This is a genomic window from Marinobacterium rhizophilum, assembly GCF_024397915.1.
GTDB lineage: Bacteria > Pseudomonadota > Gammaproteobacteria > Pseudomonadales > Balneatricaceae > Marinobacterium_A > Marinobacterium_A rhizophilum_A.
This window is the reverse complement of record NZ_CP073347.1, coordinates 1,183,103-1,201,784: the sequence shown is the minus strand read 5'-3', so window position 1 is coordinate 1,201,784 and position 18,682 is coordinate 1,183,103. Positions and strand designations below refer to the sequence as shown.

The 18,682-nt window shown below is 53.2% G+C and carries 17 protein-coding genes; 10 read left to right on the top strand and 7 right to left on the bottom strand.

Annotated elements, in window-relative coordinates; genetic code table 11:
• Positions 1-66: 66 nt before the first annotated feature.
• Positions 67-633 carry a pyridoxamine 5'-phosphate oxidase family protein gene (locus KDW95_RS05385; protein ID WP_255855255.1) on the bottom strand — a complete coding sequence of 189 codons (567 nt, stop codon included), beginning with the start codon at positions 631-633 and terminating at the stop codon, positions 67-69.
• A 101-nt stretch (positions 634-734) separates the two neighbouring features.
• Positions 735-1,439, bottom strand: a complete 705-nt coding sequence (locus tag KDW95_RS05380; protein ID WP_255855254.1) for an SDR family oxidoreductase — start codon at positions 1,437-1,439, stop codon at positions 735-737.
• A gap of 97 nt (positions 1,440-1,536) precedes the next feature.
• Here KDW95_RS05380 and KDW95_RS05375 point away from each other — a divergent pair, with 97 nt between their 5' ends.
• Positions 1,537-2,460: a LysR substrate-binding domain-containing protein gene (locus tag KDW95_RS05375; RefSeq protein ID WP_255855253.1), complete on the top strand. Its 924-nt coding sequence runs from the start codon at positions 1,537-1,539 to the stop codon at positions 2,458-2,460.
• A gap of 220 nt (positions 2,461-2,680) precedes the next feature.
• Here the strand turns inward: KDW95_RS05375 and KDW95_RS05370 are convergent, their stop codons facing one another.
• The gene (locus KDW95_RS05370; protein ID WP_255855252.1) at positions 2,681-3,547 is read right to left on the bottom strand and encodes a LysR family transcriptional regulator; all 867 of its coding nucleotides are present in this window, start codon (positions 3,545-3,547) and stop codon (positions 2,681-2,683) included.
• A gap of 155 nt (positions 3,548-3,702) precedes the next feature.
• On the opposite strand from KDW95_RS05370, the gene KDW95_RS05365 reads away from it, so the two are divergent.
• The 6 genes from KDW95_RS05365 to KDW95_RS05340 all read left to right on the top strand — a co-directional run bounded on the left by KDW95_RS05365 (position 3,703) and on the right by KDW95_RS05340 (position 9,371).
• Complete coding sequence (locus KDW95_RS05365; RefSeq protein WP_255855251.1) at positions 3,703-4,809, top strand: alcohol dehydrogenase family protein; 1,107 nt, start codon at positions 3,703-3,705, stop codon at positions 4,807-4,809.
• 1,125 nt (positions 4,810-5,934) lie between these two features.
• On the top strand, positions 5,935-6,717 hold the full coding sequence (locus KDW95_RS05360) for a hypothetical protein (RefSeq protein ID WP_255855250.1): 783 nt from the start codon (positions 5,935-5,937) through the stop codon (positions 6,715-6,717).
• Positions 6,714-7,775 (top strand): ATP-binding protein, encoded by a 1,062-nt coding sequence (locus KDW95_RS05355; RefSeq protein ID WP_255855249.1) that lies wholly within the window; start codon positions 6,714-6,716, stop codon positions 7,773-7,775. Before KDW95_RS05360 ends, KDW95_RS05355 begins: the two co-directional genes overlap by 4 nt.
• A gap of 95 nt (positions 7,776-7,870) precedes the next feature.
• Positions 7,871-8,485: an AbiU2 domain-containing protein gene (locus tag KDW95_RS05350; RefSeq protein WP_255855248.1), complete on the top strand. Its 615-nt coding sequence runs from the start codon at positions 7,871-7,873 to the stop codon at positions 8,483-8,485.
• A gap of 81 nt (positions 8,486-8,566) precedes the next feature.
• Positions 8,567-8,959: a hypothetical protein gene (locus tag KDW95_RS05345; RefSeq protein ID WP_255855247.1), complete on the top strand. Its 393-nt coding sequence runs from the start codon at positions 8,567-8,569 to the stop codon at positions 8,957-8,959.
• 73 nt (positions 8,960-9,032) lie between these two features.
• A complete protein-coding gene (locus KDW95_RS05340; RefSeq protein WP_255855246.1) occupies positions 9,033-9,371 on the top strand; it encodes a hypothetical protein in 339 nt (112 codons plus the stop codon).
• A 634-nt stretch (positions 9,372-10,005) separates the two neighbouring features.
• Here KDW95_RS05340 and KDW95_RS05335 read toward each other — a convergent pair.
• Together KDW95_RS05335 and KDW95_RS05330 are read right to left on the bottom strand one after the other, a co-directional pair.
• Complete coding sequence (locus tag KDW95_RS05335) at positions 10,006-10,482, bottom strand: nucleoside deaminase (protein ID WP_255855245.1); 477 nt, start codon at positions 10,480-10,482, stop codon at positions 10,006-10,008.
• The gene (locus KDW95_RS05330) at positions 10,476-11,159 is read right to left on the bottom strand and encodes an FMN-dependent NADH-azoreductase (protein ID WP_255855244.1); all 684 of its coding nucleotides are present in this window, start codon (positions 11,157-11,159) and stop codon (positions 10,476-10,478) included. The genes KDW95_RS05335 and KDW95_RS05330 overlap by 7 nt, the downstream gene beginning before the upstream one ends.
• A gap of 133 nt (positions 11,160-11,292) precedes the next feature.
• Between KDW95_RS05330 and KDW95_RS05325 the strand changes: the two genes are divergently transcribed.
• Together KDW95_RS05325 and KDW95_RS05320 are read left to right on the top strand one after the other, a co-directional pair.
• Positions 11,293-12,147: a LysR family transcriptional regulator gene (locus tag KDW95_RS05325; RefSeq protein WP_255855243.1), complete on the top strand. Its 855-nt coding sequence runs from the start codon at positions 11,293-11,295 to the stop codon at positions 12,145-12,147.
• A 1,372-nt stretch (positions 12,148-13,519) separates the two neighbouring features.
• Entirely contained in the window at positions 13,520-13,786 is a 267-nt protein-coding gene (locus KDW95_RS05320; RefSeq protein WP_255855242.1) for a hypothetical protein, read from the top strand.
• A gap of 192 nt (positions 13,787-13,978) precedes the next feature.
• Here KDW95_RS05320 and KDW95_RS05315 read toward each other — a convergent pair whose 3' ends face one another.
• Entirely contained in the window at positions 13,979-14,527 is a 549-nt protein-coding gene (locus KDW95_RS05315; RefSeq protein WP_255855241.1) for a DUF1826 domain-containing protein, read from the bottom strand.
• A gap of 242 nt (positions 14,528-14,769) precedes the next feature.
• On the opposite strand from KDW95_RS05315, the gene folE2 reads away from it, so the two are divergent.
• Positions 14,770-15,759, top strand: coding sequence for a GTP cyclohydrolase FolE2 (gene folE2, locus KDW95_RS05310; protein ID WP_255855240.1), 990 nt, complete (start codon positions 14,770-14,772; stop codon positions 15,757-15,759).
• Positions 15,760-15,876: 117 nt separating this feature from the next.
• Here the strand turns inward: folE2 and KDW95_RS05305 are convergent, their stop codons facing one another.
• Positions 15,877-18,486 (bottom strand): AMP-binding protein, encoded by a 2,610-nt coding sequence (locus tag KDW95_RS05305; RefSeq protein WP_255855239.1) that lies wholly within the window; start codon positions 18,484-18,486, stop codon positions 15,877-15,879.
• Positions 18,487-18,682: the final 196 nt, after the last annotated feature.

Here is an 18,682-nt window from a genome sequence, read left to right as displayed (position 1 = left end):
GTTGCAAGCGTAGCCGGACGGGCTCTTGGCTCTATTGCTGCTGGCCCTATTGCTTCAAAACGGGGGTCAGGGGGCAATCCAGTGGCCGGCCCAGGTTGCCCCGTCACGTTTGAAAGCGGCGCGTTGATACCCCTCTGGCGACAAGCTGAGCCATTCCACAGCAGCAAGGGACACCTGAACCACGCAGAAGTTTTCGTAGCCGTCCTCAGAGGCGGCGCAGTGTTCTTCCTGCTTGATCTGTATGTCAGACGGGGCGCTGAGGGCTGTGCCAGGCGCAACCGGGCTTTGGTAGAGTACGCGGTTGTATGCCTGGCAGGCCTGCCAGTAACGCGCAATGTCGGCATCATCGGTGTTGAGCGCAGCGACGCCTTCAAGGCGCAGCTGCACATGCAAGGCGGCATCAAAGCCGGTCAGTGCAATGCAGGGGTTGCGCTGCAATTCGGCTGCCTTGGCCGAGCGCTTGTCGGTAAAGAAGGTGACGCGATGCTGTTCAGGGCTCGCCTCACGCAGCACCACTGTGCGTACCTTGGGGGTGCCGTCCAGCCCGATGGTCGCTGCCTGCAACAGCTTGAACGGTGATGGCTGAGCCTTGTCGAGGCTTTGCCAAATGTTCGCGAATAGGTCGTCGAGCATGGGGACTCCCAAGTCAAATGTAATGGGGCTGGATGCAGTCGGCCCATGATGGTGGCAACAGCAGGTGAGCACATCACACAGTGTGCTCACCTGCCTGCGTTTTAAACGGCGCGGGTCACGCCGCCGTCCACGCGCAGATTCTGGCCGGTAATATACCCTGCACCCTCACTGGCAAGAAAGGCGACGACCGCGGCAATCTCCTGTGCCTTGCCGTAGCGCTGCATCGGGATGCGATCGCGGAACTCTGCTTTTTCCGCCAGGCTGTCGATAAAGCCTGGCAGCACGTTGTTCATGCGCAGGTTGTCGGCGGCATACTTGTCGGCGAACAGCTTGGTGAAGGCGGCCAGCCCTGCACGGAACACGCCCGAGGTCGGGAAGACTGCATCCGGCTCGAAGGCGGCAAAGGTCGAGATATTGATAATGACGCCCGAGCCCTGCTCGAGCATGATGGGCGTGACCAGCCGGGTGGGGCGCACGGCGCTGAGAAAGTACACATCCATGCCGGTGTGCCAGTCGTCATCGCTCAGTTCCAGTACCGGGCCTCGTGGGCCGTGGCCGGCGCTGTTGACCAGCACATCGATTCGGCCCCACTGGGCGATCACCGTGTCGACCAGGCGCTTGAGGTCGTCGTTGGACTGGTTCGAGCCGGTCACACCGATGCCGCCGAGTTCTTTCGCCAGGGCTTCGCCCTTGCCGGATGATGAAAGAATGGCGACACGATAGCCGTCTTCTGCCAGTTTTCGGGCGCATGCGGCACCCATGCCGCTTCCGCCTGCTGTTACGATAGCTACTTTGTGCAGTGACATCTTGATCTCCCTGGCTGGTCTGTGTTTCTTATTTAGCCTGACTTGCAGAGCTGCAACCAATCATGATTCGACGTTAAGGCAGTAGGAAAATTACAGCATGAAGAAATGGGGTGCGCGCCGAGGGCTCTTGCCGACCTTGAATCACCTGATCGCGCTGGAAGCGACTGCGCGCCTTGGCAGCTTTCGTGCCGCGGCGGATGAAATGTCCCTGACCCAGGGCGCGGTGGCACAGCAGGTACGGGCACTGGAGCAGGAACTGGGCTGCCAGCTGTTCGATCGCCTGCCCCGGGGGCTGAGCCCCAACAGGCAGGGAAAGGACTATATCAACCGCCTGCGCCTGGCCCTGGGCATTATTGATGAGGCAACACGCGAACTGCGCCAGCAGGACTCCGGGGATCTGGCGGGTCGCCTGACGCTCAGCACCACCCCGACCTTTGCAAGCCGCTGGCTGATTCCGCGCCTGCCGCTGTTCGCCCGCGCCAACCCGGATATTGCCGTGATGATCGATGCCAGCGAGACGGTGCGGCCGCTGCGCGGCAGCGGCCATGTGGACATGACGGTGCGCTGGGGTACGCCGCCTTTTGAACAGGGCCACGCCTGTTTCCTGTTGCCCGGCAGCGCCATAGCAGTCTGTGCGCCAGCACTGCTGGAAGGCCGGGCGGCGCTTGATCCTGCCAGGCTGCATGAACTGCCGCTCATTTCCGACAGCCACAATAACTGGAAACGCTGGTTCGAGATCTACGCCAACCCGGAGGCGGCACTGTCGGGGCCGGTGTTTTCCCAGACCAGCCATGCGATTGAAGCGGCCGAGCAGGGCATGGGGGTCGCGCTGGTGCCGTCGCCTTTCGTCGAGGCTGCGCTTGAACGCGGCGTCCTGGTAAAGGCGCTGGATGATCAGTACCGGCTCGACAGCGAGGCGGGGTTTTACATCCTGACCGCCGACGCCGTGGCGCCGCAATCCCACTGCGCCAGGGTCATCGACTGGCTGCTGGCGGCGGCCCGGGGGGAGGTCGAGCCGTAAGCTGCAAGGTGCAAGGCGCAAGCATCAAGGTGCAAGGTGCAAGGTGCAAGGTGCAAGGTGCAAGGCGCAAGGCGCAAGGTGCAAGGTGCAAGGTGCAAGGTGCAAGGTGCAAGGTGCAAGGCGCAAGGCGCAAGGTGCAAGGTGCAAGGTGCAAGGTGCAAGGTGCAAGGTGCAAGGTGCAAGGTGCAAGGTGCAAGGCGCAAGGCAAAAGCGGGCAGGGCTATTGGCGGTTAAGCTGCGCGGCGGCCTGGCGCATGCAGTCGGCCAGGCGCTCCAGCACGGCCGGGTCGATACTCGGGGACCAGATCAGGTTAATGTGCAGCAAGTGGCTGCTGTGCACTTTATCTGCGGACAGCGGGCGCGAACGGATGTTGCGCAGCAGTGATTCCGGCAACAGTGATACCGCCATGCCGGCATGCACGGCTGCGGCAATGTTTTCCATCACCGGGCTGGTGAAGACCGCCTGCCAGGGAAGGCCCGCCCGCTTCAGATCCGCTACACAAAGATCGCGCACAATACAGTTGTCCTCGAACAGGCCCACGGGCAGCTTGTCCTGCTGTTCAAGCGGCACGCCCACCGGTGCCGACCAGATCAGGCGTTCGGTCCAGAGCAGCATTTCATGGGTTAATTGCGGCTCGCCGGAGACAATGGCCACATCCAGCTCGCCCCGTTCCACCATCTGGCGCAGGTTACGGCTGCGTGCGCAGCTGATGCGGGGCTCCAGTTGCGGCAGCGCCTGGGTCAGCGCCGGCATGAACGAGTGCAGGAAATCCTGGGCGTAATCGGTGGGGATGCCAAAGCTCATTTTGCCGCTCAGTTGCTCCAGGCTCAGCGCCGCCAGGGTTCTGGCGTTGAGGCGCAAAAACTGTTCGCTGTAATCGAGCAGGGTCTCGCCGGCGGGGGTGAGCTGGATGCCCTGGTTGCTGCGCTCCAGCAGGCGGGCGCCCAGCTGTTCTTCCAGGCGCTTGATCTGCATGCTGACCGCCGCCTGGGAGCGAAAAACCGCGGCGGCGGCCTTCTTCAGTTCGCCGGCTTTGACGACCTCGCAAAAGGTGCGCAGCAGTTCAAGGTCGAGTAATGGCTCCACAGGGACTCCGGGGTCGGGGCAGGCGGCGTGCGGGATGCAAAGCCGGCTGTCGTGTTATTCAGAAATAGTGAATTGGTTGTTTTTAAGTATTCGTTTGACTGAAGTATGCCGGTTTTTTAAGGTGGTCGGCAAGATGAACCAACGGCAGAGAAGACATGAACGACACCCCAGTTCCCAAGTTTATGACAGGCGTACAACTGACAGGCCATGGCGGGCTGGACAAGCTGCAGTACCGCCAGGACCTTGCGGTGCCGCAACCGGGCGCCGGCGAGGTGCTGATCCGCGTGGGCGCCGCCGGCATCAACAACACCGATATCAACACCCGGATCGGCTGGTATTCCAAGGGCGTGAGCGGGGCTACCGACCAGGGCGCGGCCCAGGGCTTTGATACCGTGCGCGATGATGACGGCGGCTGGGCCGGTGTACCGCTCGAATTTCCAAGGATTCAGGGCGCCGACTGCTGTGGCGAGATCGTGGCGGTGGGGAGCCAGGTGGATGCTGCACGTGTGGGCCAGCGCGTACTGGTGCGCACCATGCAGTCAGCGCCTGATACACAGGAGGACTACCAGTGTGTGACCTATGGCTCGGAATTCGATGGTGGCTTCGCCCAGTATGCGATTGCCAGGTCCAGCGAAGCCTTTGCAGTCAACAGTGATCTTGGCGATATCGAGCTGGCATCCTTTCCCTGCGCCTACTCCACGGCCGAGGGCATGCTGGAGCGGGCGCAGCTGCAGGCTGGCGAGCGGGTGCTGATTACCGGTGCATCCGGCGGGGTGGGCTCTGCGGCGGTACAGCTGGCCAGGCGTCGCGGTGCCTACGTGATAGCGGTCTGTGGTGCGCAAAAGCGCGATGACGTGCTGGCGCTGGGCGCGGATGAAGTCATCGCCCGGGGCGATAACCTGGTGACAGCGCTGGGTGCGGACAGCGTGGATGTGGTGGTGGATCTGGTGGCCGGCCCGCAGTGGCCACAGCTGTGTGACGTGCTGCGCCGCGGCGGACGCTACGCGGTGTCCGGCGCCATCGCCGGGCCGCTGGTTGAACTGGATGTACGCACGCTTTACCTGAAGGACCTGACCTTCCTGGGCTGCACCTGGCAGCCCAAAAAGGTGTTCGAAAACCTGATCGGTTACATCGAACGTGGCGAGATCCGCCCGCTGGTGGCCAAAAGCTATCCGCTGGAGCAGATCGTCGCCGCGCAGGAGGCCTTCATGGCCAAAACCTTCACCGGCAAGCTGGTGCTGGTGCCGCCGGCTGTGGACTAGCGCTTGTTCCTGGGGGATCAGTCCCCCGAATAACCGTGGAGCGTGCGGGTGGATGGCCAGGGATGGCCGGAGGGTATCCGCCGATAGTTCGCAAATGCAGTAGTAATTTTCTGCGCTGACTGGGGTATAGGAGCTGTTCTGTTATCCCGGAGGTGGGAATTGTACCCTTGCAGCTTGATTCCCCGCTAAAGCCTGCGGTGCCCGTAGGAGTCGCGCCCCGCGACGAAGCCTTTAGCGGTTGCGCGCCGGAACTCGGCTCCGGACGCACTGCCATCAAGGTGAAGAGCGGGGCATCCTAATCCGCGGGTCGGCATCCATTCCTCGCCCCTTCGGGTCTAATCGGAACATAATCCCGGTGCTCGTCGGCTGCTGAGGGGGAATGTAAGCCGCTCTGTTATCCCGGTGGTGCTGACTTGCACGCCGCCATGATGAATCACCAATCACCAATCACCAATCTTTTTCACCTTGCCACTTTTAGCTTGAACCTTGGCCCTTATACCTTGCCCCTTGCCCCTGCTTTGGGCATGATGCTTCGAGCACCACGGAGTACAGGTGCCTGATTTAGATCGTCAAATTTGCAAATCGTCAGCTGAGCAACGGAAGCCAGGCTGGGTGAACTTTCCCTCCCCAATCTCAATCCCTCCGTTCTTCCTGGCGCTGCCTGCATTGCAGGAGGCATACCGTCGTCGGTGAAGCGGGGGCGGTAGCGTGGTTTTCAGCCCGTTCAGCCCGTTCAGAGGAAAAGAGCAGAGCAGGGCAGCATGGTGAGGTATCAAGTGCAGGATCGTATGCAGTGCAAACGGCCTCGCAGGCCAGTATCCCCAGTCAGCCTGCAAGCATTGCCGATACCTCGTCCTTGAAGTGTTCAGAAAGCCTGGACTGGTACCTTTCGGACGGCCCTTTGCAGGATTGATGTCGAGGTGAAATACCTTTTTGCAATTCAATAGGGTTTTTAAGATGGTGGTTTTTATATGGAATTCAATGTGATACCGCCATGCTTGGGTTGATGGGAAAAATAAAAAGGTATACCTTCTAATAATTATTATGAGGCCGAAGGCCTCATTAACAGGCTGTTATACCAGTGGTGCCAAAGCAGAAATTCAAAAATATGGAGTGTGACAAGTAATGTCTCAATTTATTGCCTTCTGGAATGGTTCTGGGTGGCTAGCAAACTTTTTCACAGTGGTGCTTGGCTTGTTTACAGTTGGCGGCGGAATATACTCCATTTCTAAGTGGGTAAAGACGCTATCAGATAATGCAAATGATTACAGCAATCTATTGAGCTACATAAAAAATAGATCTCGCATTGAAAGTCAAGAGTATTTAAAGCGTAGAAAAATAGCTGTTATAGATGATCAGCCAGAGAACTACCCTGTCGACTATCTGAGAAAACGGGGATTTGATTTGACGACATATGAAGAAGTCAGTCTGACTGATTACTCGTTCATAAAAAATTATGATTTGATCTTTATGGATGTGACCAATGTTGTAAAGGAAGATCCTCAGAGAGGAGGGTTTGAACTTATAAAAAGGGTAAGAGCTGAGTTTAAAGAAGTTGTCATTGTCGGCGTGTCTTCCAAAAGATTTGACCCCACATTAACCGAGTTTTTTATGATGTGCGATGAGCAATCTAGAACTCCAATTGCTGAACAAGATTGTGAAAACTTAATAACTGATTTGCTAGAAAAGAACTTTTCCCCTGTAAATATTGCCAAAGACATTGATAAAATGCTCGCTGAAAGCTTTCTATCTCATAGTCAGAACAAAAAAATCATCAAGGCAATTACCTGTTTCTTGAACGGCTCTCTTAACGACGAAAATCTAATCAAAAAAACATCAAGAACATCGCATAAAGTTGATGCACATCGCTTGGCAGAGAAGTGCCGCGCGCTTAAGGGATTATTATGAGCAAGTATTTATGTGAGATCTTAGAATCTGAATTATTTTCCAAACCATGGCCAATGTTGGTTAATGGTAAATTTATTGAAGGAGATAAATATACGGCTCCACAGGCGTGTAAGGAATGCTCGTCAAAAGAGTGCCTTTCTTCTAAAGAATCACCATTTCATTGCTCGAAAGGCTTGGAGTCGCATTCAATAACTCTTGGTGAAGCATCATTGGTTGTTATAGGAATAGATAACAAGAACAAATCAAAACGCTTTAAAGGTGTTAATTTTTCCCTTGAAATATTTAATAAATGGATATCCAGGGTGTCTATTCTTAACGAGTCTTTCGAGAAGGAATCACTTAAAGAAAAGTCTGAAACACTTCATCATTTTCATGATCCTGTAAAGTGGGCTGAGCAGATAAGAATAAATTCAGAGAAATTAATAAGCAATGTCGACGGTACTGACTTTAAGGAAAAGTTTGAAAAATCTAGCGGCGAACTAAAAGCTATATACCAGTCGTCTAAAATGCTTGTCGATTCCATTAAGATGATAGATGTTTTTTTCAATCCTGAAAGCGCATCGTACGGAAGATCAGTCAAAACAAATATTTACAAGATTTTTGACAAGGTGCAGTCGATAATATATTTCTCTGAAGGAAAAAAATACAACAAGAAATTTTTACTTTCAGGCAATTCATTTAAAGAGGTTTATGTTCATGAGTCATTCACAATAATACCTCTAACATTAATTCACAATGCCTTAAAATATTCTAGAACTCGAGAAATTGAAATTGAAATTAACGATGACTCAAATGGTGTGGATGTAAAAGTTAGCTCCATTGGCCCGATCATTAACGAACAAGAGAAGTTAAAGATATTTGAAAAAGGTTACCGTGGAAAATATGCCAGCCGATTACATCATGATGGTGCTGGGATAGGATTACATGTTGCAAATCACGTAGCGAATGCGCATGGATTCACAATAAATGTAACTAGTACATCGTTGGGATATGACATCGAAAAAATGAGCATGGCTGAAAACATATTCAGCTTCACCATACCAGCAAATGGGGTATAACAAGGCCAAGCACAATCGCCCGCTAAAAGGCGCGGGCTGGACCTCGCTGTCGCTCGGCCTGTGTTGGCAGCGTTATGCATAGGGAACGTCCAGCTATGACGAAAAGTAAAAAGCCCAAATTGGAAACAAGAGAGATTTATAAGGCTCTTTCTCTAGTTATTGCCGAAACGATGAGTGCAGAGCAAATTTGGCGCTATCTTATATCGCCACAAACGCACCAGGACTATGAAACCCAACTTGGAATTTACATCCCCTTTTTCAATGGGGTCAGACAGTCAACCTTTGTTACCACAGTTCTGGGCTTAGCTAAGTTTTCTGATTCGCAAAATAACGCTCTAAACGCAAAAACATTACTCGACGCTTTAGGTGCTAACGACGCAGCAGACACGAAAGAAATTGAAAGACTAAATGAGAGATATAGCGACTGCGCGGAGACATGGAAAAAGATAATGAAAATTCGACATAATGTCTTCGCCCATACGAGCGCCTCGGTCAAAGAGGATGAAGCCTTTGCAATGGTTAGTATAACGCCAAACGAAATAAGTGCTGCCGTGGAAATTGCTCGCGAGATATTGGTGGGAGCAGGTAATTTTTTAGATGGCCCTGCGCCGGAGCTAACATTCGATCAAAAATCCACGGAAAGAGATATTTCCAAGCTTTTTAAAAACCTAAAAGCAGGTCGTGAGGCACGGTTAAATGCAAATGCATAACCAAGCCATTAAGTTCGCGCACTTCGTGCGCCGGACCTCGTTTCACTCGGCCGCTTATGGCGGGCGTTATGGTATATAAGTATGAATATAGATAATTTGCCAGTTGATAATTTGTATAAATTTATCGCTCTTAGTGGCCTTGTGCTGACATTGTTTTCATTCTTTTATGTTGAACCCTTATTGAGGGAGCAGAGTGTTGAGATAGCCAAGCTAAACGCAGAAGTAGGGTTCTATAAATCTAAAAATCCAGAAGAAATTAAATCAACATATACCATAGAAAAGCAAGTTGAAATTGAGATTAGAATTGCCGAACTAAAAGAAAGAAATCTGCAGATCAAGGAGCTTAATTCTGATGCGAAGACTTTTTTATACTTCGGTGGTTTTTTAATGTTATTGGGATTCAATCTATGGTATTTACTAGTTCAAAGGCCAAAAGATAAAATTTTGAAAAACGAAGCTAAAAACAATCCATAACCATAGTAAGCACTTGACCCAAAAAAGCTACGCTTTTCCGGTCAAGTGTTACAGGCGTTAGGTTTCCTCATATATGAAGCATCGGGAATATCAAATTGAATGGAGTCTAATCGGAGTCGCTATATTAGTTGCTGTTATCTCTTTAATCGCTGATTACTATTCAACAGATTATAATTGGTTTGCTCGTTCGGGTTCTGTAGTTGTTCTTTTGGCTGCATTTGTTGAGTTTAAGATATCTTCACATATATACGAAGACATCCAACGAGCTCAATTTATGCAATCAAAAATAACTATGTCTATCCCTCTTAAAGCAAAACCAACCAAACCAAGACGCAATGTTTCGTTTGCAGCTCATATATTATTGGTTGTTGGCACAATTATATGGGGTTACGGTGATCTAATCTGGTCTTAAACCTAACAAACGCTTCAACAAAGGACGCAAAAAGCTTGGCTTGCGTCACTTCGTTCCTAATTTTAGCCAAGCTTTTATGCGCCTGTTAAGCGGGCGTTAGCCACTGAGAGGCACGATGGGACCTATTACACTCTTCGATAAATCGTTCTTACAATCATTGAGCATCGACGAATCTGTTTGGTTTGATCAATTCTATATACCAAATATCTCTCCTCTTTTTTATGTAGAGACATTAGCCGATTTAGATAAAGAAATGAGTAGGGGTAGAACTGCTGAGCAGGTAGTCGGCAATATTGCCGAGAAATCACCTCAATTGTAGTGAACGGGGTCAGGTCTTGTCTTTTGCTCCAGTTTCTCATCGGACGAGCAAAAAGCAAGACCTGACCCTATGTACCCGCGTATACTGTTCCCGGAACAGCCGACAGGGATGTGCTGGGCGAAGGTTCTGAGGTCGGTGAACGAGTGCAGTTCGTCAATATCAAGTAGTGTCTGCTGAATAGGCGCAAAAAATCCGCTATCCAATGAAGAATACCGGATTTTATTAACGCCCTCGGGAGGTGGAAAGCCTTATCCGAACATCATTGCCCTTATAGGTGGCATAAAAAATACGGCCTCTGTTAACTCGGTTTTTTAGTCATAACCCGATGGTGTTTAAGCCTTGTTGACACTGTATAAATGGAGCAAACCTAAACTCATTTGATAGATTCTTAACTTTAAATCTAGGTGTTATTCCATGTTGAGATTGATACGTCCACAGATAATCAAATCCGAGATTTTTCACTTCATCTCTATCTAGCAAAATCACCACTTGACTGATTTTGGCTAGGCGTATCGCCATATAACATAAGCCGCAAGGTTCTCCAGAAGCGAATAAGGTTGAGCCCGTAAGGTCGGTGCGTCCTAACGTTTCACAAGCAGCTCTAATCGCTTGAATTTCAGCATGGGCCGTACAGTCATTTGACTCGTAAACTTGATTTACCCCTTCACCAATACAGTCACCATTCTGGTTAACAATGATAGATGAAAAAGGTAAGCCACCCATGTCTACTTGTTGCTGAGCTAGCCCTATTGTTTGTTTAGAAAAATACGTAATTTTCTTTTTATCTAACATGTTTTAAACCTCAGGTTTTTAGCCAGCACAGAAGCGATTTCATTGGCTTTAGACTCGGCTACCTGCAATGATTGTTCATGTCTATGATCTGAAAACTCTTGATATTCTGAAGCTATTTCGTAAATTTCTGTCACGCCTAAGTATTTGCTCAATGTACGTAAATGCGGAACTAAATGATTAGATTCTTCGTTTATCTCGCCTTTTCCAAAGCCAAACTCACCACTTGAAGTAATAATAACTAATTTTTTTCCTGAGAATATAGGAGCCAAAGGTTTATCGCCACGCGCCAAATTAAAATCAAAGGTTTTGTTGATGCGTATGATTTGATCAAACCAAGCTTTTAACTGTGAAGGCATCCCGTAGTTATACATTGGTGATGAAATAACGATGAGATTAGATTTTTCGACCTCGGCAATTAACTCATCTGACTGCGCCAGAATATGCTGTTGCTGAATGGTTCTTTTCAACTCAGGTGTAAATACTGCGCCTATCCAATCTTGAGTAATAAGCTGAGGAGGTTTTACACCGATATCACGATAAATATACTCATTAATATCAGCTTCCTTTTTAAGCTTTAAAATAAATTGCTTTGCTAGTTTTTTAGAAATTGACTCATGTTCTGGGTTTATGTTTGAAACCGATCTAACACTAGAATCCACATGTAAAACAACACTCATTTTTGGTACCTCTGCTTGTTAAATCTGACTGCTATTGTTCTGCTTTATGGGATTAATTACAAACGAGCAAAATACATTTACAGATGATTAAAAATCATCTATTTTTATTTTCACAGCTAAATGAGAAGAAGTCATGCAAGTTTCTTTACCCGCACTCAAAGCGTTCGAATCAGCTGCCAGGCTAGGGAGTTTTAAGGCAGCAGCCGCTGAATTATCCATTTCACCAACAGCTGTTTCTCATCACATTAATAAACTTGAGCAGCGATTAGACGTTACCTTATTCGTGCGTACAGCAAGAAATGTGGCACTCACTGAACTTGGAAAAGAACTGTCAGTCGCTACCAGTCAAGGTTTTCAAACTATTGAAACGGCTATCGAAAAAATTGCTGTAAAAGAGAAACAAATTAACGTCGCAACCACGTCGTCATTTGCCGCTTTAGTGCTAATTCCCGCTCTTCAAGAATTTTATAATAAATATCCTGAGAGTAACGTGAATATCATAAGCGGTGAGAGCATTGAAGCAAACAAATTCATTCTACCCATTCGGCTCGGTGAAATTGACAAGCAATCAAGCGTTGATGTTATAAAAATCGAACAATTTAATCTATTTTGCGCGACTCACACTGCTACACAATTTAACCAGGCAGAGCAAATAACTATTTACACCACCGATTGGAAAAATAACACCTTACCAAAGGTGCCATTGAAAGCATGGCTGCAACTCAACGGTTTAAAAAACAAGAAAATTAAAGTTAGATATTTTGATCAAGAGTTGTTTGGTATTCAACAATCTTTTCTAGAAAACGCCTATGTATTCTGTTCGAGAACGCTTACGCAAGGGTATTTAAAAGCAGGCGTGTTAACCGAGTTGAACACCGAAGCCATCAATTCTGAGTTCTGTTACTACATAGAAAATAAAGAAAAACATCTTTCTCGACATAACTTTATGTTTATAGAGTGGTTAGAAAAGTTAATTAATGAGAGATAAAACCCAGCAATCAAGACAAAGCCTACTCAACTTCACCATTAACAAGTTACTTTCGCATTAACCCGGATATTGATCTTGCCAAGTAGCGGTGGACACACCGTTAAGGTAGTAAACTGACCGAGGTGTCCCATGGCAAGACAAGCAACTCCGATGAAAAAAGAAAGAGCACGTTAAATCCCAACCTACCAAGATGAAGCACTCACCTCAAATTCCGGGGACAGTATACCTAATTAATCCGATGTAAGCCCCCGGCTCTGCCGGGGTGACGGGCACCGGCGTTATACACGTCATGTAAATATAAGCAGGGCTGACGGGGCAACTTGTGGCAGGAGCGGTTTCATTCGTTCGTCATGGACGAGCATTACCTGCTGGCAACTGTACGGTACGTCGAGCGCAACCCGGTTGTGGCGCGGCTATGCCGGCATCCGGTTGACTGGAAATGGTCCAGTGTCTGCGCACACCTAGTGGCAGAGGGTGACGGGCCGGTTCTGGTAAAGCCGATGCTTGAACGGCTGAATGACTGGGGCGCTTATTTTTCGTCGGCACAGGACGAAGAGACACAGCCGATACAGCAGCATACAAGAACCGCCAGACCGTTGGGTGACAACGGATTCGTTCAGCATCTAGAGTTGATTACCGGTAAGACGCTCACAACAGGACGACCGGGAAGGCAAAGGTGTAGTTGGAATTACGTATACTGTCCCCGGAACTCCCTGCAATTGGCCCGGTGGCATCGGATCATTAAATGTCGCGGTATTTTTTCATGCCGATCTCCACTGATGCAGGACCCGGTCATCACGCTGGCTTTGACAAGAAATTCAATTTATTGCATATGGTTATTTAAATAGACAATGCTTTCGAAAAGGCAGGGTTAAGTTTTTATATATGATCGATAATTGATAGAAAATGCGCTCTTTCTATTAATTAATTCCGGGGGTAGTTCAAAAATGGAACGAATCATCCATCCCGGCGCCGATGTATTTACAGGGTAAAGTCCTGGTAGTAAATGAGTGGGTAAGCCGTTTTTAAAGTCACAACAGTAAAATGGCTCAAGAGGATCAGCACAACACCGGAAAAAGCTTCAAGTCATGCCGGATATTTGATTCTCACAAGACCGTACGCGCTTGACCTCTGGCGCATCGGTACTAGAATGCGTGCTTTGGGTGAGTAGATATGTAATGGCAGTGTGAGGTGCAGCGGTATCGCACTGCCAAGCCTGTGAGAGAGCGGTTGGTAAAACCGACCGCTCTGCCACGACGGTACTCTGTTAATGGCTGCGGCAGGGAAATGTGCTAAAGGGAATTAGCAGCCTTAATGAATTCGGTTCACTGCATCAGTGATTCCGGCTTCGAATAGCGTAGGGATACACAAAATGTCCAAGACCATTAGTGTAATCAATGACTCCAATAGCAAGCTGTTGTTCTCCTGTTTCAAGGCAGGTGACAACGGTATTCCTTTTGATGCCACCTGGATAGAACCGAACAGAACCGGCAAGCTTAAGACCGGTGATTTCGCGTCTTTAAGTACGGGGGTACAGGCCCAGGAAGGGGGCCGCTGGATCGGTGGTGACCCCAAGGACCCTCCGTTTACGGATGCAGGCGGTACCTTAACGGTAACCATTACCAAGCTGCCGTCCTGAGGTTCACAGGATCGGTTGAAAGGGCACCATAATCCAACCCGGTTTTGATACCAGAAGAGGCGATAGGCGTTCTTCTGGTGTCAACCCAGGGGCCTGTTACGGCCATTCCCACCTTTTGCTTTATTCTGCCCTTGCCCCTTTCACCTTGAATCTTGCCCCTTTCACCTTGCCCCTTGCCCCTCATGCCTGGCTTCAATCAATGGTATCGAGTGACAGAAACAGCCGTCCCGGCGTACCGGCGACGTCGGGCGAGCGGTGCAGGATGCCGCGGCCTTCGTTATTGAACCAGCCTTCACCCTTGAGCAACGCCACGTCGCCTTCGGCCAACTGTTGGAAGTCGCTTTCATTGCCGGGTTCGCGCTGGCGCTGCTCGTGGCTGATCCAGTGCGTTGTGCGGCCAAGGTAGGTGGTCACCAGGCGGCAGGGCAGGTGATCGACATGAAATTTCGGGCACATCGCTCTGGTCAGCCATTCAAGCCGCAACCCCACGCGGCGCTGTTCGAACAGGCAGCTGAACATATCGACCAGCAACTCGATATCGGCGATCAGGCAGTCCCGCCCCGGATGGATTGGCAGCTTGCGCTGCAGTTCGCCGTTAACATCTTCCAGGCCCAGTACGCAGCGCAGGCTCAGCCCCTTGGGTTGCCGGGCCAGCGCCTGGACATACCCCCGCAGTTCTGGCGACAGCTGTCGCTGCCAGATCGCCAGGTTGCAGGGCTCCTGGTAAAGGTGGGTTAACACCTGTGGGTCTGTGTCGGCTGCCACGCTGCATTGCGTTGGATATGAGCCATTCGATCCGTGGGGGTCCGGGCAATTCATTGCGCTCGTCACTGTCCTGTTTTCCTTTGGCATACAGAAGTAAAAAGTTATGATATAACATAATTTATGATTTCAATAGCGTCAGCAATGACAACCGGGCAGGCACGGCGGCCATCCAGAGCGCCGTGCGCCCTATGCCACCAGAGACAGGAATTCCGCTGCCGATGAACACCGCCACACTCTCCAATCCCGCCGCACCAGCCACAGCCGCCACCGGTGTTTCCCTTCCCGATGTGACAGCCAGCACCCATGCTGCGGTTGGCGGCACGCTCGATGGCGTCGGCATGTCCGGGCTCGCCCTGCCTTTTGTGGTGGCAGAAGCCGACCGTGGTGATCTTGCTGTTCAGGGCACGGCGAGCATCCATGTCAACCTGCGCGATCCGCACGCGAAAGGCATTCACATGTCGCGCCTGTATTTGCTGCTTGAAGACTTTGCCCAGGGCTCGGTAGTCACGCCCGGCAGCCTAGAGCGGCTTTTGCAGCAGGCACTACAGAGCCATCAGGAGATCAGCGATACGGCTTCACTGGCCCTGAGGTTCCAGTACCTGAGTCGCCGTCCTGCGCTGGCCAGTGACAACCGTGGCTGGAAGGCCTACCCGGTGACCCTGGGAGCCCGGCTGGAGCAGGGCCGCAGCGTTACGGAGCTGTGCCTGAGTGTGCCTTATTCCAGCACCTGCCCCTGTTCCGCATCCCTCAGTCGTCAGCTGATTGCCCAGGCGTTTCACCGGGTGTTTCAAGACCGCGCGAACCTGTCTGTCGACGAGGTCGGCGACTGGCTGCAGACCCGCGGCGGCAGCTGGGCGACACCGCACAGCCAGCGTTCCTTCGCCAGTATCCGGGTCAGATTGGGGGCGATGAGCGCCTTTGCGCTCGAGGCGCTTATCGGCATTGTGGAAGGGGCGCTGCAAACGCCGGTGCAAACGGCGGTAAAGCGGGAGGATGAGCAGGCCTTTGCGCTGCTCAATGGCCAGAACCTGATGTTCTGCGAAGATGCCGCCCGGCGCATCAAGGCGGTGCTGAACCGCACAGCCTGGATTGAAGACTTCGAGATCCGGGTGGAACACCAGGAAAGCCTGCATGCCCACGATGCTGTGGCCATGGTCGTGAAGGGCATTGCGGGCGGCTATGCGCCCGGCGGCTTTGGGGCAGGCTAGGGCTTGTCAGCGGCTTGTTTGGGGTTGATTGCCGCCCGCTCAATGCCAGGCGGCAGCCTCCTGGCAACAGGTCCGTGGCACCAAATCCAGTGACAGCCGCCTGCAGTACAGTGCCGGCTAGCCGTTCGCCGCGCCTGCCAGCTGGCCGCTGGCGGCATCCTTGCGGATTGCCCGTCGGGCCAGCAGGCGGCGCTGCGCGGTGGCGGCCAGCAGCCCAAGACCAATGCCGCCGGCAATGGCCAGGGCATTGATGACGGGGCCGCGCCCCTCGATGCCAACCATGGGCATCAGGACTTCGGGTACCAGCCGATGCAGCAGGTAGATCGGAAAGGCAGCCTGGGCAAGGCGCATCAGGGGCCTGATCGCTAGCCTTGGCAGGCGGACCTGGGGCACGAAGCACAGCAGCGCCACCAGGGCGAGCAGGCTCATGTACTTGATCCAGCCGCCGTGCCAGTTGCCGCCCATGTAGGCCGCCAGCGGCATGATCAGGCAGGCCAGCCCCAGCACCAGCAGCCGCTCGCGCTGCGATTGCGCCGTGCTGATGCACCAGCCCAGTGCGAACATGTATAGCACCCAGGGCACGGTAAAGAGGGCGCGGCCCTGCATGGGCCAGACCTCCGGGATGCTAAAGCGGGCGATGGCCGCGACGCCAAACAGCCAGAGGCCAAATTGAAAGCGTCGCCTGTCGCTGTTGTGCTGTTGCCCGGCGAGCCTTCGCCGCAGCGCAGGAATCATGAAGGGAATGGCGATCAGCAGCGAGATCTGCACATAGGCTTCCACGAACCAGTAGAGAAAGGGCAGCATCTGCTGGGTTTCAGGCGTGGTGAGGGCAAAATTCCCCAGCAGCAATGCCGATACCCAGGGTACCTGCCCCCACGCCAGTGCATAGCCAGCCAGTACCGCGTAGTAGGGCAGCAGCACGCCCAGCATCGGGGTGAAGTAGGCGCGCATGTTGCCACCGGCAAGGGCATCCCAGCGATAGGCGGCAACGCTCATGCCCATCAGCACGATCATGGCCGCCGAGCCACCATAGAGCGGCCAGAGTGTCTGGTGGGATACCACCACCGCCAGTATCGCCAGCACGCGGGCCACCATCTCGGTGGGCAGGCTCTGGCCGCTGGGTGGTTTGGCCTGTTCAAGATCGCTGATGGCCATGCGCTCCCAGCCCTGGGGCACGCCGCCGATGCGCTCTTCCAGCGCGAGCGTCAGTTCCACATGGCTCAGGGAATCACCGCCCAGGCTGGCAAAGCTGTCGGTGGGGTTTACCTGGCGCGGGGCGAAGGTGGCGCGGTAGGCGGCCAGCACGCTCTTGCTGGGGGGGCGGCTACCAGGCTGGGCCTTGAGCGCCGGGTAATCGATCTTGCCGTTGCTGCGCCTTGGCAGGTCCTGCAGCGTATGGATGTCGAAATGCTGCGACCCGATGCCACTGAGTTTTGCAGCGCGCGCCTGTATCCGGTCGGGGGCCAGGGTGGCACCGGTCACGGCAATGCCGATGCGCCGGTCATCACCCCACACGGCAAGCTCGCGCCCGGCATCGGCCAGGGCGCGCTCCAGGGCGTCGTGACCGATGCGGATGCCCGCAATCTTGGACATGCGTGCCAGCCGGCCGCTGATGCGGTAAATGCCGTTGCCATCGCGCCGGGCCAGGTCGCCGGTGGCCAGTTCCCTGAGTTCGGCACCGCGGGCCAGGTCTGCCCCGTTCTCGGCATAGCCCATCATGACATTGGCGCCACGGTAGACCAGTTCGCCTTCGCCCTCGGGCGCGGTGATGATATGCCCCTGCTCATCGCGCAGCGCAAGCTCGCCGCCGGGAATGGCAATGCCGATGGCATCGGGTTCCTGTCGGGCGAGGGCCGGTGGCAGCCAGGCGATACGGGCGCAGGCTTCGGTCTGGCCGTACATCACCTGGAAACGACCGCCGCGGGCTTCCATCCGTGCGGCCCATTCGGTCACGTTTTTCGGTGCCATGGCGCCACCGGCGACACTCAGAAAACGCAGGCTGGCGGGCAGTGCCTCGCTAAGACCGGCGCTTTCAAGCAGGCTGAAGTGGTGCGGTACACCGGCCAGGTTGGTGGCGCCACTGGCCGCCAGCGCGGCGCCAAAGCCGGGCGTCAGCACGGAGTCCGGGTGCAGCCACAGGCTGGCTCCCTGCAGCAGGTGGGAGTGCAGTACCGAGATACCGTAGGAATAGTGCAGCGGCAGGATCAGCGCGGCACGATCCCCGGCATCCAGCTCCAGATACTCGGCGATGGACTCGGCATTGGCCTGCAGCGCCCGGGCGGACAGCCGCACACCGCGTCCCTGGCCGGTGCTGCCGGAGGTTTGCAGCAGTAGCGCCAGTTCCGGATGCACGGCGGCGGGCCTGTCGTGTGTCAGCAGCTGCCAGTGGCCATCGATGCGCCTGAAGCTCGCGGCCGGGCGAAAGCGCTGTTCAAGGGCAGTGGCGCTATCGCTGGCGCCAGCGGGTATCGGCAGCACGGCATGGCCTGCGGCCAGGGTGCCGATGTAGGCACTGATCGCCACGGGCTCGGAGACGGCTTCAATGGCGATCAGCCGGCGGCCAGCGGGCGAACCCGGCTGTTCGGACGGGGGCAGGCTTTTGTTCAGGTTTGCGCCAAAGGCACCGGCCTGGTCGGCAAGGTCGGCATAACTCAGGCTTGTGCCATGAGGGTCCAGTAAACAGGGGCGGGTGCCGTAGGCCCGAAGGCGATCGAGATCGAAAAACATGACCGTAACTACTCGTGTCGTACGCGTGCAAAAGGGCTGGGAACTCAGCCGGCTATTGTAACGGCAGATGCGAGTAGTTCCTATTCACTTTTGTAAATAAGAGTTAGTCGTATTATTGATCAGGTTTTGGGACCAGGTTTGATGCCCTTTATCCTTGCCCCTTGCCCCTTGCCCCTTGCCCCTTGCCCCTTGTCCT